The organism is Frankia sp. RB5, from assembly GCF_059816245.1.
On sequence record NZ_JCBATA010000005.1, the window covers coordinates 20117 to 33603 of the forward strand.

General features: G+C 70.0%; 10 protein-coding genes. 6 read left to right on the forward strand and 4 right to left on the reverse strand.

Annotation, left to right across the window (positions count from 1 at the left end):
• Window positions 1-576: a TetR/AcrR family transcriptional regulator gene (locus tag AC6EXY_RS03670; RefSeq protein ID WP_243407444.1), complete on the forward strand. Its 576-nt coding sequence runs from the start codon at window positions 1-3 to the stop codon at window positions 574-576.
• A gap of 59 nt (window positions 577-635) precedes the next feature.
• Here the strand turns inward: AC6EXY_RS03670 and AC6EXY_RS03675 are convergent, their stop codons facing one another.
• Complete coding sequence (locus AC6EXY_RS03675; RefSeq protein ID WP_499816634.1) at window positions 636-1010, reverse strand: hypothetical protein; 375 nt, start codon at window positions 1008-1010, stop codon at window positions 636-638.
• A 408-nt stretch (window positions 1011-1418) separates the two neighbouring features.
• On the opposite strand from AC6EXY_RS03675, the gene AC6EXY_RS03680 reads away from it, so the two are divergent.
• The 3 genes from AC6EXY_RS03680 to AC6EXY_RS03690 all read left to right on the forward strand — a co-directional run bounded on the left by AC6EXY_RS03680 (window position 1419) and on the right by AC6EXY_RS03690 (window position 6214).
• Window positions 1419-1721 carry a putative quinol monooxygenase gene (locus AC6EXY_RS03680; RefSeq protein WP_101831521.1) on the forward strand — a complete coding sequence of 101 codons (303 nt, stop codon included), beginning with the start codon at window positions 1419-1421 and terminating at the stop codon, window positions 1719-1721.
• Window positions 1722-1787: 66 nt separating this feature from the next.
• On the forward strand, window positions 1788-2540 hold the full coding sequence (locus AC6EXY_RS03685; protein ID WP_101831520.1) for an AraC family transcriptional regulator: 753 nt from the start codon (window positions 1788-1790) through the stop codon (window positions 2538-2540).
• A gap of 338 nt (window positions 2541-2878) precedes the next feature.
• Window positions 2879-6214, forward strand: coding sequence for a DEAD/DEAH box helicase (locus tag AC6EXY_RS03690; protein ID WP_101831519.1), 3336 nt, complete (start codon window positions 2879-2881; stop codon window positions 6212-6214).
• A 225-nt stretch (window positions 6215-6439) separates the two neighbouring features.
• On the opposite strand, the gene AC6EXY_RS03695 is transcribed toward AC6EXY_RS03690, so the two are convergent.
• Window positions 6440-6727, reverse strand: coding sequence for a hypothetical protein (locus tag AC6EXY_RS03695; RefSeq protein ID WP_101831518.1), 288 nt, complete (start codon window positions 6725-6727; stop codon window positions 6440-6442).
• Between the two features lie 519 nt (window positions 6728-7246).
• Here AC6EXY_RS03695 and AC6EXY_RS03700 point away from each other — a divergent pair.
• On the forward strand, window positions 7247-7591 hold the full coding sequence (locus AC6EXY_RS03700) for a PadR family transcriptional regulator (RefSeq protein ID WP_499816632.1): 345 nt from the start codon (window positions 7247-7249) through the stop codon (window positions 7589-7591).
• Window positions 7592-7796: 205 nt separating this feature from the next.
• A complete protein-coding gene (locus tag AC6EXY_RS03705) occupies window positions 7797-8639 on the forward strand; it encodes a hypothetical protein (protein WP_499816631.1) in 843 nt (280 codons plus the stop codon).
• A gap of 81 nt (window positions 8640-8720) precedes the next feature.
• Here the strand turns inward: AC6EXY_RS03705 and AC6EXY_RS03710 are convergent, their stop codons facing one another.
• Window positions 8721-12149, reverse strand: coding sequence for a methylmalonyl-CoA mutase family protein (locus AC6EXY_RS03710; RefSeq protein WP_499816650.1), 3429 nt, complete (start codon window positions 12147-12149; stop codon window positions 8721-8723).
• A gap of 210 nt (window positions 12150-12359) precedes the next feature.
• Window positions 12360-13328 (reverse strand): beta-ketoacyl-ACP synthase 3, encoded by a 969-nt coding sequence (locus AC6EXY_RS03715; protein WP_101831514.1) that lies wholly within the window; start codon window positions 13326-13328, stop codon window positions 12360-12362.
• Window positions 13329-13487 lie beyond the last annotated feature (159 nt).

The following is a 13487-nucleotide window of genomic DNA, read 5'->3' on the forward strand; positions in this document are numbered from 1 at the left end:
ATGACGACCTCGGAGACCCGCAGGTCGGACGCACGGCGTAACCACGAGCGCGTCGTGCGGGCCGCCGTCGAGGTGTTCGCCGAGCTCGGCCTGGCCACGACGGTGCCCGACGTCGCCGACCGCGCCGGTGTCGGCAAGGCCACCGTCTACCGCAACTTCCCCAGCCGAGACGACCTGGTGGCCGCGGTCATCACCCACCAGCTGCGGTGGTTCGTCAACATGACGCGCTCGGCGTTGGACAATCCCGACGCCGCGGCGGCGTTCCGTGAGCTCATCGCCGCCTGGTTCGACCAGATCGTGCTGAACAGACTGGCCCACGACATGCTGCGAACCAGAAGCGTGACCAGCGCGGACCCGCAGATCGCCGACCTCATCACCGCCTTCGAGCAGATCGTGACCCGAGCCCAGGCGGCGAACGCGCTGCGCAGCGACGTCAACACCGAGGACCTGCGGACACTGATCACCGGCTGCGCCCAGCGCCTGGCCGAGACGGGACGGCAGGACGAGGACAGCCGCCTGCTCTTCCGGCGCCTCATCCTCGACGCCCTGCGCCCCCAACACGACCACGCCCCCTGACCCGCGGGCGGCGCGGAGGAGGGCCCACCTCGGGCTACCCGTCCGCCAGGCCGACCGCGTCAGCGGCGCACCCCGACGCCGCGGCCGGCACGAGCCACACCCGTCTGATGCACCACGGCGCCGGACCGATGTACCACCACGCCACCGGCCGCGTACCCGCTCGTGCCGGACTCGCTCGTCCCGGAGGCCGGCGGCGTGGGACTCGATGTCGACCCGTCCGACGAGGTGGTCCCCTGCGACGAGCCATACACCACCGTGCCGGACCGGTAGACGCCACGAGTGCCGTAGGCGACGCCGGCATGCCCGACACCGGCATGCACGCCCGCCGCGCGTGTCAGCCCGCGAGCCTGGGCCGCGGGCGCGAGAACGAGCGCCGCGCTGCCGAACACGGCGAGGAGCAGGGCGAGTACCGGCACCACAGTCCGTCTGACCATCATGTGCACCTCCAGGCGTCGATCTTCGACGCTTCGGCTGTCGACTCCTGATCTCCCGGCTCCAGGCCCTCGTGTCACCGGTTGCCATGACCCGCCGGCGCCGGCGGAACTGGATGATCACCGCCATCGGGGTGACTACCCATAGAACTCATACGATCTCCATGAGTGACATGATGGGCGATGCGCGTCGAGACCGCCACCGCGGATCCCGCTCGCATCGTGCCGGGCCCATCCCGGGCACCGGAGTCGAGCACGACCATGGGGGCGCCGACCAGCGTTTCAGCCGGATCGGGCGGTGCTGTCCGACCGGAGCGTGAAGGTGTCCGACTGGCGGAGGCGCCGCAGCCGGGTCCGGTTGGAGCATCGAGGCAGCCGCCGGCAGCCGCCGGCTCCCTCCTGGAGGCATCGATGTTCATCGCCGTCCTTGACGTCAGCACCACCGCGGCCGATCGCCCGGCCGCCCTCGCCACGCTGGACGGGGAGCGCGACGAGGTGCTCGCCATGCCGGGCAACGTCGCCTTCCGCGTGTACGCGGCCCGCGAGAACGACACCCGGATCACGGTTGTCCACGAGTGGGAGGACCAGGTGTCCTTCGAGGGGTACCTCGCGTCGGCGGTTTTCGAGCGCTCCGGGAAGGCGCTGCGGCCGCTCATGACCGACGCCCCGGTCAGCCGCCGCTTTCACGCCGACCTGCTGGAGACGGTCGGCTGAGAGATCCGGTTGCCGGTTCCTACAATCGGCCGGTGCGAGCCTGCCGATGACGCGTAGGGCCTGCCGATGACGCGTAGGGCGTTCAGCTTCGTCCGGAGCTTCCCGCCGGAACCGGCCCGCGAGCTCTGCGTCGACCGTCACTACCTGCTCTGCGCCTCCGCGGGCGTCCTCCGGCTGGAGGCGCAGGGGCAGGTGTGGCTGCTTCCACCGGCGCGCGCGGCGCTGATCGAGGCCCATCGGCCGATTCGGGTGAGCATCCCGCGTCCCGTCACGACCGCCTCCGTCCTGTTCGACCCGGACTTCGCCCCGCGGCCGCCGGCGCCGCTGACGGTGTTCGACCTCAGTCCGCTCGCTCGTGCGCTGGTGGCCGAGTGCCGCGCCTGGGATGAGGACGGCGAAGCACTGCCGACCTACGCCGCAACGCTGTTCGCCGCGCTCGCCGCGGTCTGCTGGCGACTCGCCGAGCGGCCGAGCCCGTGCGTCGTTCCCGCGGGACGCTCACCCGAGCTTCGGCGGGCACTGCACATCACCGAGCAGCGCCTCGCCACCGATATCCGCTTCGAGGACGTGGCACGCGAGGTGGGTCTCGTACCGCGCTCGCTGGCGCGACGTTTCGAGGCGGAGACCGGCCTGACCTGGCGAGCGGTCCTGCGCCGCCTGCGGGTGCTGCACGCGATCGAGGAGCTCACCGACAGCGAGCTATCAGTCACGAACATCGCCTTCGCTTCGGGGTACACCTCGCTGTCGGCGTTCAACACCGCGTTCCGCGACCTGACCGGCCGGACCCCCACCGAGTTCCGCGCGAGTTTCTGCCCCTGATCGCGGAGCTGGCGACGTGCCGTTTCCGCCCGGCGCCCAGGTCTTCCGACACTGCGTGCCGACAGCTTCGTTTCCGGCAGGGCACATGACCAGGCAGTCGTCTTCGCCTACCGCACCGGCCTCGCTGGCAGGGCGAGTACGACCAGGGCCGCCGGCGCCCGGTCGGGGACGGGATGTGAAGCGGCCGCAGCTCGCTGCCTCACGCGATCCTGTGCACGTGGTGCGTTCAGGTCGTCGCCACACGGTCAATCGCCGACTGCCTTATGTACTGGAATCAGTACAGTTGGCGGGCAGCACATGGTCACGGCAAGCGCGAGTGCCGGCGTGCGGGTGGGGGGGTGGCGACGACGGAGACGGATCCGGCGGCGATCCTGCGGTTCTGGACGTCCGTGGAAATGTTCAGTCCGCCGCCGGTACAGGCCGTCGACCGGCGGCGGCGGGTCTACCGACCTGCGCCCGATCAGCTGCTGCCGTGGGACCCACGCCACGAGCTGGCGCGGGTGCGCAGGCCTCCTGACCAGGTGTGGCGACATGTCGTGTACCTCGGCGTCTTCGCTCTCGAGGCCGTGCACGACCGCCTCGCCGAGGTCTACGGGGCAGAGGATGATTCCTACGATGCCCGACCGGCCGGGGAGAGTGCGCTTGCCGCGTTCATCGTCTCCGGCATCGGACGGCCGCAGCCGGACACTCTGACGCTGTCCTGCTGCGCCTGGTCGACCGCGCAGGCGGTCACGCGACGCTCCGCCTCACCGGACTGGGCGGCGGACTTCGACGCCGCAACGGCGGGATTCTCCGACGAGTTCCTCCGGGTGCTGCTGCCGTTCCTGGAACACGAACAGACCTGTGCCGCCTGCCGCCGCGGCGACGTCACCGCCTGCGTCGAGGATGGCATCGCGGGTGATCGCCTTCCTCCGCCGATCACGCTGGACGGCCTGCGGAACTGCCGCGACGCCGTCGCCGCGGCAACCGGCGCCGGCGATCTGTTCCCCTGCACCGAGATCCGGGTGGCGAGCACCCTGGTCTCCACCCGCACCGCGGAGTCGGCCAGCGCGGCGGACACCCACGACTTCCTGAACAGCTTCGTCCTGGCGGATCTGCGCCGGGTCGCGCGCGCCGCGGGCGCTACCCGACCCACGGGGGCGCTCGGGTCGTATCTGCGGCCGAACGCGGCGCTCGACATCGGTCGGCGCCTCGACGTCCGGGAACGGCTCGATGTCGTCCTCGACGCCACCCGCCCGGCCCGGGTACCGGCAGGGCGGTGGCCGAGTCCTCCGGAGCATCCGCTGGCGCTGAGCCAGCAGCTCGCCGTCAACAGCATTCTGGACATGGTGGACGGCGATGGCGGCATCTTCGCCGTGAACGGACCGCCGGGAACGGGCAAGACCACCATGCTCCGCGACATCGTGGCTGCCCTCGTCGTCGAACGTGCACACCGCCTCGCCGCGCTGACAGCCCCGGCCGACGCGTTCAGCGGTGAGAAGCGTCGGTGGAAGACCGGCGAGTACACCCGCGTCGCGCACGTCTGGGCGCCGTCGCTGACCGGCTTCGAAATCGTGGTCGCGTCGGCGAACAACGGCGCGGTGGAGAACATCACGAACGAGATTCCCGCCCGTGACGCGATCGGCGACGGATGGAGCGCCGAGGCCACCGCACTCGACTACTTTCCCGCTGTTGCCGCGAGGCTCCTCGGCGCCCGCCCGCAGACCCGCACGCCCACACCCACGCCCATGCCGGTGCCGGTGCCAGGCGGCGCCGCCCGCGCCGGCGGCGAGACCGAGACCGACACGGACGTCGACGCGGACCCCGAGGTCGCCGCGGGCGAGACCGAGGCCGCCTGGGGCCTGGTCGCCGCCCGACTGGGCAACAAGCGCAACCGCACGCGTTTCGTCAGCGACTGCTGGTACGGCACCCAGGGCGCCTCCGCCGACAGCGACGGGGCAGGACTGCTGGCGACGCTCAAAAGCTACGAAAAGGGGTCGCCGCCCACCAGCTGGCAGGCCGAGACCGCCCGGTTCCGGCAGGCGTACGAGGCGGTCACCTCCCTCGGCGCGGACAGGGAGCAGGCATTCGTCCTGCTCGGCCGGCGCGACCAGGCCGAGCAGGAGCTGCCTGCCGCCACGGCCGCCGCGCACGACGCCCGCGCCGCGGGCGCACGGGCACGGGCCGACGCAGACCAGGCCGCGTCGCTGCTGGACCAGTGGCAGCAGGAACGGGCCCGGCTGGTGGCGGTCCGCGTCGAGCACCGGCAGTTCCGCCCGGGCCTGCTGGACCGGTTGTTCTCCCGCGCGACGGTACGGCAGTGGCGGGACCGCGACGCGGAGCTCGCTGATCAGGTGGCCGCCGCCGAGCGGGCCGTCGACGCGGCGCGGCGATCGTCCCGTCACCTGACCGACGCCGCCGCCGACGCCGCCGACATCTCGGCCCGGGCCGACGAGCACGCCCGCCGCCGCGCGATGCTGCTCACGGAACTGACCGGCGAGGTCGACCGGGTCCGTGCCCAGCTCGGCGACGTCGTCCCGGACGCGCAGTGGTGGACGGCGCGCACCCGCCGGGAACGGGCCGCGCCGTGGACCGATCCGCGGTGGAACCAGGCCCGCAGCGAGCTGCTGTTCGCCGCGCTGCGCCTGCACAAGCAGTTCCTGCGCCACGTGCCCACCCAGATGCGCCAGAACCTGCAGGCCGCGATGGACGTCGTCGGTGGCACCGCGCCGGGCGAGCTACGGTCCGAGGACGCCATCGAGGCCTGGCGCAGCCTGTTCTTCGTCGTGCCGGTCGTGTCAACGACCTTCGCCTCCGTCGGCCGCGTCTTTCCCCAGCTCGGGCCGCAGACCCTTGGCTGGCTTCTCATCGACGAGGCCGGGCAGGCAACCCCGCAGATCGCGGCGGGCGCGCTGTGGCGTGCGCGCAACGTGATAGCCGTGGGTGATCCGCTGCAGCTGGAGCCGGTGTCATCCCTGCCGTTGCGCATCCAGCAGATGCTGCGGCAGGCACACGGCGTCGACGAGGAATGGGTGCCCGCCCGCACCTCCGTGCAACGCCTGGCGGACCGGCTCAACCCACTCGGCACATGGCTGCCGGACGAGGAGGGACCGGTCTGGGTCGGATCGCCGCTGGTTGTGCATCGTCGATGCGACCAGCCGATGTTCGACCTGGTCAACGAGCTCGTCTACGACGGACTCATGATCGATGCGACGGGGTCGGACGCCGCCGATCGCTTCACGCGGCGCTATCCTCACCTGCCCGCGTCGAAGTGGATCGATGTGCGCGCCACCGAGGCTCACGGCCACTGGGTTCCGGAGGAGGGACGGCGGCTGGAACAGATCCTGGGCGCGCTCGCCCGGCTCAACGTTCCGTTCTCCGAGGTGATGGTGATCGCGCCGTTCCGGGACATCGCCCTCGCCCTACGCCCGTACGCGGAGCGCTATCCCGGCCTGGTCGCCGGAACCGTGCACACCGCCCAGGGAAAGCAGGCGGACATCGTCATCATGGTGCTGGGCGGGGCGCCGGACCGTCCCGGCGCGAAGCGCTGGGCCGCCAGCCGGCCGAACCTGTTCAATGTGGCGCTCAGCCGCGCGAAACGGCGGGTCTACGTCGTAGGCGACCGTCAGGCGTGGGCCCAACAGCGCTACTTCGCCCAGCTCGCGGACAGCCTCCCCTACGACGAACCCCGATAGCCTTCGCCTTCGCCGGCGAACGGCGGCTGCGCCGCTGGCACGGTCAGCGCCGTGAGGCCGCCCCGCGCGTCTGTTGCCGAACGGCCGTGCGTGGGACATGCCAACCATGATCTTCACCCGAAGCGGGGAAGTCCACCAGGGAGACCACGGACAGGACGTGGGGTTCCGGCGAGGGGACGTCCCCGACCTGGTATCCAGGCCGGGGCGCTCGGGGTCTCCGGCGGGTCAGCCGGCCGTCGGCACCGGCACGGTCTCCTCGACCACGGCGTACAGGCCCTGACCGACAGGGCTCCAGTCGCTGACGTGGCGGACTTCGAGGGTCGAGAGCAGCTTGTCGGCGGCCTCGCCGAGAGCGGCGAAACCGGCCGCCTCATCGGCGGCGAAGCTGTCCGGAGTGGGGTAGATCGGGTCGAGGCGGCCGACGATGGCGCCCACCTTGTCGGCCTCACCACGGACGATGCGGACCTCGCGGGTGTCAGCGTCGACGTACACGTAGGTGTTCGTGTCGGTCAAGGGTGCGCTCCTTGGGGGTCACAGAGATCGGTTCGGTTCGTGCCGGGGCCAGCCTTCCGCAGCGACGTGGACCCCTGCCACGCACCCCCTTAGGTGTTAGGACTCAGGGGCATATGGCGTCTCGCGGTCGTGCCACGAGGCCAACTCCGAACCGATGGTGGCCAAATCTGGTCTCGCCGCAGTCGCGGACGCGCTCAGCGGTAGATGTCATTGGTGCCGATCCGCAGCCAGATGATGCGCGGGTCACCGCGGTTTGGGACTCCCGTGCGCAGGTGCTCGACAACCCCGCCGGTCCGGCTCCTGGCGGGGCGACGACGCATGGGCCGCCGCCGCCGTGGTGCGTGCGGTCTGGGCGGGGCTCCAGCGTCACGTTCCTTGAGGTAGAGGGCATACGCGATCGCCCTGTCGTACCAGGTTGACCACTGGCCGGCCCTGTCTCCGGCGGCGAGCGGGACCCCGCGCGGCACTCGGAATCGACGGAGCTGATTCACCAGCAGATCATCTGTATATACTGACCGTATGGGTATCGACGAGATGCGTGAGCCCACCTTCCTGGTGCTGGCCGCGCTCGCCGACGGAGCCAAACACGGGTACGCGCTGATCCACGACATCGCCGCGATCTCCGAGGGCCGGGTGACGCTACGAGCAGGGACGCTGTATGCCGCGCTCGACCGACTGACCGGGGAGGGCCTGGTGCGCCCGAGCGGCGAGGAGGTGGTCGACGGCCGGCTCCGCCGGTACTACGACCTCACCGATACGGGTGCCGACGTCCTCGCAGCTCAGGTTGACCGGCTTCGGTCGAACGCCGCCGCGGCCGAGCGCCGGCTCCGTTCCCGCCGGGGCCTGGGGGCGGCGCCGGCATGACGCCGTCCCGGCTCGAAGTCGCCTACCGCCGACTGCTGCGGTGCTATCCGCCTCGCTGGCGGCGGGATCACGGCGACGAGGTCGTCGCCACCTTGCTGGACCTGGCCGACGCGGCCGGCCGGACCAGGCCGAGCCCAGCGGACATCGCCGACCTGGTCGCCCATGGCCTGGCTGCTCGGCTCGGCTCGGCGCGTCGCTGGGCCTGGTGCCCGTGGTGGTGCGACAACGGATCGCGATTCTGGCGTTGGCGTCCCTGGCCGCGCTGTCGTCTGACCTGTTCGTCGTCGCGGAGGTGCTGCCGGATCCGTGGCCGGCCTATGCGGGAGATCTGGCTGGGGGCGGTCTGGCCTTCGGCCCGTTCCTCACCGTCGGCGCCGCGATCTACCCGCTGCCGGTGGCCGCCTTCGTCGCCGCGTTGCTCGGCGCGCGGCGCGCCGCTCGCTCGCTGCTGGGGCTCACATGCCTCGCGGTCTGCGCTGCTGTGCTAGTGGCCGCGCTCACCGATATCGAGCGGCCACCGCTCTATCTGCTCCTCGTGCTGTTCCTGCTGGCGGGGATGGCGTTGGCGGGGACACCGACGAAGCTCCACCGCCGCGGCCTGCTCACCGCCGCGGCGCTGTTCGTCCTGTTCCTTGCAGTAGCCGAGGGCTACAGCTGCCTCCTTGTCCGCCCTGACGGCTACGCGTATTACGCCAATCCGTCCACCGCCTACCGCGGACCGGAGGGGCCGGTCGACACCATTCAGGCGATCCTGCCGGCCACGGTCATTCTCGGCATCACAGTCGCGACTGTGATCAGCGTGCGGCGACCCGGCTGGACCGTCGCGGCCTTCGTCGTCGGCACAGCCTGGTCGCTGATGCCCATCATCAAGGCGACGCGGTATTACACGTGGGGATGGGAGGCCGACTACGCCGGCGGCGGATTCCTCCTCATACTCGGCCCCACCGCACTGGCAGCCGTACTCGATCTGTCCCGCGCCGCCAGCCCGCACACCCTGAAAACTCCACACCAGCCAGCCGAGGATCAGGACACCGCAACAACGAAGTGACGGCGAAACCAGCCAGCTCCAGTCGGCCGAGCTGACGCAGAACGCGAAACCGCCTGAGCGTCAGCTCCGGCGTCGAAGCCGTCAGATGCTTCGCCGGTACTGCCCACCGACCTCGAAGAACGCCGTACTGATCTGACCGAGCGAGCACACGCGCACAGCGTCCATCAACGCCGCGAACGTGTTGCCGCCCGACGCTGCGGCCTTGCGCAGCCTGTCGAGTGCCGCCGGCGCCGCGTCCGCGTTGCGTGCGCCGAACTCGGCGAGCCGGCGCAGCTGTGACTGTTTCTCCTCCTCGGTGGCCCGGGCGAGCTCGAGCGCGGATGAGTCCTTCTCGTCGGCATCCGGCCCGAGGAAGGTGTTGACGCCGATGATCGGTAGCGACCCGTCGTGCTTGCGCCGTTCGTAGAGCATCGACTCGTCCTGGATCCGCCCGCGCTGGTATCCGGTCTCCATCGCGCCGAGAACACCGCCGCGTTCCGAGATCCGCTCGAATTCGATGAGAACGGCCTCCTCCACCAGGTCGGTGAGCTCGTCGATCACATAGGAGCCCTGCAACGGGTTCTCGTTGCCGGCGAGGCCCCACTCCTGATCTATGATCATCTGAATCGCCAGCGCGCGGCGGACCGACTGCTCGGTGGGCGTGGTCACGGCCTCGTCATAGGCATTGGTGTGCAGACTGTTGCAGTTGTCGTAGATCGCGCACAGTGCCTGCAGGGTCGTCCGAATATCGTTGAAGTTCATCTCCCGCGCGTGCAGGGAGCGGCCCGAGGTCTGCACGTGGTACTTGAGTTTCTGGGAACGTTCCGACGCCCCGTAGCGCTCGCGCATCGTCACCGCCCAGATCCGCCGCGCGACCCGGCCGATCACGCTGTACTCGGCATCCATGCCGTTCGAGAAGAAGAACGACAGGTTCGGGGCGAAGTCGTCGATGTTCATGCCGCGGGCGAGGTATGCCTCGACGTAGGTGAAGCCGTTGGCGAGCGTGAACGCGAGCTGGCTGATCGGGTTCGCCCCGGCCTCGGCGATGTGGTAGCCGGAGATCGACACCGAGTAGAAGTTGCGCACCCGGTTGTCGATGAACCATTCCTGCATGTCCGCCATGCAGCGCAGCGCGAACTCGGTCGAGAAGATACAGGTGTTCTGTCCCTGGTCCTCCTTGAGGATGTCCGCCTGCACGGTGCCCCGCACGTTCGCCAGCGCCCACGCGGCGATCTCGGCCGCTTCGGCCGCGACCGGCTCCCGCCCGTGTTCCGCGCGGAAGACCTCGAGCCGCTGGTCGACAGCCGTGTTGAGGAACATCGCCAGGATTGTCGGCGCCGGGCCGTTGATGGTCATCGAGACACTCGTCGTCGGCGCGCAGAGATCGAATCCGGCGAAAAGCGCCTTCATGTCATCCAGGGTCGCGACCGACACACCCGAAGTGCCGATCTTGCCGTACACGTCGGGACGGGGACCCGGGTCCCGCCCGTACAGCGTCACGGAATCGAACGCCGTGCTGAGCCGGGTAGCCGTCGACTCGGCGGAAAGCAGATGGAACCGCCGGTTCGTACGGAACGGATCACCCTCGCCGGCGAACATCCGGGCAGGGGCCTCACCGACCCGCTTGAAGGGGAAGACACCCGCGGTGAACGGGAACAGGCCCGGCAGGTTCTCCCGTCGGCGGAACCGCACGAGTCGCGCGTGATCATCGATGTCCGGAAGCGCCACCCGGGGCACCGACGTGCCCGAGAGCGTGGTGCGCACCAGCGGCGTGCGGATCTCCCTGCCCCGAACCGAGTACACCATCTCCTCGCCGGTCCGCTCGGCCCGCAGCGCCGGCCAGGACTCGATCAGCTCACGCGTCTCGGCGTCCAGCGCGGCGTCAGCGGCGCGCCAGATGTCCCGCAGCCCGCCGGCGGCCCCATCCGCGGTCGCGGCCCCACCCCCGGTCGCGGCCCCATCCGAGGTTCCACCGGCAGACCCGGCGGGGGTGCGGGGGGTGGCTGCGGTGGAGGGCGAGCTGACGGTCGACGCCTCGAGCTCGGCGATGGCGGTCGCCAGATGTTGGCGGCGCCGCGCGATCCGGGCCTGGTCCTCGGTGTGCGCGTGGTAGCCGCGCACAGCCTCGGTGATCTCCGCCAGGTACCGCGCTCGGGCCGGTGGCACGACCGTCGTCAGACCGGTGGACGCACGGACGTCCACCTGCGCCAGGCGACCGGGCTCGAGCCGCAGCCCACGGTCCTGGAGCAGGCCGCGCAGGAACAGATAGAGAGCCGTCACCCCGTCGTCGTTGAACCTTGCCGCGGACGTGCCGAACACCGGCAGGTCCTCCCAGCTGGCGCTGAAGTCCTCCCGGTTGCGCAGCAACTGGCGAGCGACGTCCCGGCGCGCGTCCTCAGCGCCCCGGCGCTCGAACTTGTTGACCGCCACGACATCGGCGAAATCCAGCATGTCGATCTTCTCGAGCTGGGAAGCGGCGCCGTATTCCGGCGTCATGACATACATCGAGACGTCGCAGAACGGCACGATGCCGGCGTCACCCTGACCGATACCCGGCGTCTCGACGATCACCAGGTCGTAACCCGCCACCTTGCACGCCGCGATGATGTCCGCAAGCCGCTCCGGCAGCTCCCCTCCCGCCTTGCGGGTCGCGAGCGAGCGAAAGAAGGTCTGTGGACGGATCTCCCACGCGCCGGCGTCAGGATCAGCTTCCTGGCCCACGATCGTTTCGTCAGGCGTCGTCGCGAGCGCGTTCATCCTGATGCGGTCGCCGAGCAGCGCCCCGCCGCCACGCCGTCGGGTGGGATCGATCGCGAGCACCGCGATGCGCGGCGCATCACCCTGGTCCAGGCGAAACCGCCGCAGCACCTCGTCAGTGAGCGACGACTTTCCCGACCCGCCGGTGCCCGTGATGCCCAGGACGGGAACATGGCGATCACGTTCGGCCGCCGACCGCACAGCCGCGGCGAAGTCGTCGTCCCGTGCGGCTTCCAGGACCGTGATCGCTCTGGCCAGCGTCGCCTCGTCCCCGGCGCTCAGCGCCGCCACCGTCGGCGTGGCCGCCGTGAGATCGACGTCGTTCTCCCGGAGGATGGTGTTGACCATGAGACCGAGCCCGAGCTGTCGACCGTCCTCCGGGGAGAAGATCCGCGCGACCCCACGGGAGTGGAGAAGTTCGATCTCCTCCGGCACGATGACGCCGCCGCCACCGCCGTAGACCCGGATGTGCCCGGCGCCGCGGGCACGCAGCCGCTCCACCAGGTACGTGAAGTACTCGACGTGCCCACCCTGATAAGAGGACAGCGCCACCGCCTGCGCGTCCTCCTGGATAGCCGCGCTCACGATCTCGTCGACTCGACGGTCGTGGCCCAGGTGGATCACCTCGGCCCCCTGAGCCTGAAGGATCCGCCGCATGATGTTGATCGCCGCATCGTGGCCGTCGAACAGCGCGGCCGCGGTCACGACACGAACTGGACAGACGGGTGCGTGTAGAGCAGGCCGCTCCTCGCTCGCCACGGTGACTGCGGACATGCGGCACGCTCCCAGAACGACGACGAGACAGCCAGGGGATTTCGTTGGTAGCCAGATAGTAGGGCGTCCTAGAGACTGAAGCCAGCGAAGTCGGGCGGCCGCGGGAGCAGGCGCCACCGCCGCGCCGCATCGAATCGAACCGCGGCCGATCAGACCAGCGGGTTCACCCGGATGGTGATGCCGGCCGCGCGGACAGGGACAGGCCAGGACTCAGGGCACCTGGACCACCAGGGCAGCCAGACTCAGGCCGGCACCGAACCCGATCAGAAGCGCGTGATCGCCAGACCCGACAGCCCCCCGCCGCCGCAGGGAGTGCAGGGCCAATGGGATCGACGCGGCGGACGTGTTCCCACTCGTGACCCCTTCGCGCGCGACCACAGCTCGCCCGGCCCCGATCTTTGCCGCGATCTGGTCGACAATCCGAAGGTTGGCCTGATGCGGGATCACCGCCGCCAGATCATCCAGCGCGATACCCGCGCGCTCACAGGCCGAGCGAGCGACAGGATGCACGGCGCTGGTGGCCCAACGGAAGACCGCCTGCCCATTCATCCGCAGGAATTTTGAAGTTTCGTCAATTTTGATGAAGGATGCTTTTTCGCCGTCATGCCCCCAGGCGACCGGCCCGATCGCGGACGAGTCACCAGGTCCGACAACCACCGCGCCGGCACCGTCTCCGAAGATTATCGACGTACCGAGATCGTCTGGATCAACAAGGTCAGTCATCCTCTCCGATGCGACTACCAGGACATGGCGCGCGGACCCCGCACGGACAGCGTCGGCGGCGACGGCAGTCGCATAGCAGAAGCCGGCGCAGGCGGCGTTGAGATCCATGGCTCCAGCTCGGGAGGCCCCGAGCGATTGCGCCACCTGAGCCGCAACCCCGCCCGCCCGCGGGTCGTTACTGCAACTGGCGACTATGACAAGGTCAACGTCCTGTGCCTGGAGCTGGCTGTCCAGCAGCGCCTCGCCCGCAGCGGCGGTGGCCATGACAGCGACCGTCTCATGCTTCTCCGCCGTCCACCGCGAAACGAAGCCGGTGCGGATCTCGATCCACTCGGCCGACCGGCCGAAGCGACGGCCGAGCTCCTCACTCGTGAGGCTACGAGACGGCCGATACGCGCCAAGCCCACTGAGCCGCGCCCCCTTGCGACCCGCAGGCACCACACCACTCCCCACCATCACTTTCCTTCCGTTGCGTACTCATCACAACGCGGACAGCGATGGTCGCGGCGCTTGCCGTCGACCGCCAGACCACGACGATGCCCGCGTCACGACGATGCCCGCGTCACACGGACGGCCCCCATGGCCTATGGCGAACCGAGTCCCCACGCTACCATC

Excerpts from the sequence above, each read along its gene's own strand:
- AC6EXY_RS03700 (WP_499816632.1), top strand. The coding sequence starts at position 7,247 with ATGGGTATCGACGAGATGCGTGAGCCCACCTTCCTGGTGCTGGCCGCG.
- AC6EXY_RS03670 (WP_243407444.1), top strand. The coding sequence starts at position 1 with ATGACGACCTCGGAGACCCGCAGGTCGGACGCACGGCGTAACCACGAG.
- AC6EXY_RS03680 (WP_101831521.1), top strand. The coding sequence starts at position 1,419 with ATGTTCATCGCCGTCCTTGACGTCAGCACCACCGCGGCCGATCGCCCG.
- AC6EXY_RS03675 (WP_499816634.1), bottom strand. The coding sequence starts at position 1,010 with ATGGTCAGACGGACTGTGGTGCCGGTACTCGCCCTGCTCCTCGCCGTG.
- AC6EXY_RS03685 (WP_101831520.1), top strand. The coding sequence starts at position 1,788 with ATGACGCGTAGGGCGTTCAGCTTCGTCCGGAGCTTCCCGCCGGAACCG.
- AC6EXY_RS03715 (WP_101831514.1), bottom strand. The coding sequence starts at position 13,328 with ATGGTGGGGAGTGGTGTGGTGCCTGCGGGTCGCAAGGGGGCGCGGCTC.
- AC6EXY_RS03710 (WP_499816650.1), bottom strand. The coding sequence starts at position 12,149 with ATGTCCGCAGTCACCGTGGCGAGCGAGGAGCGGCCTGCTCTACACGCA.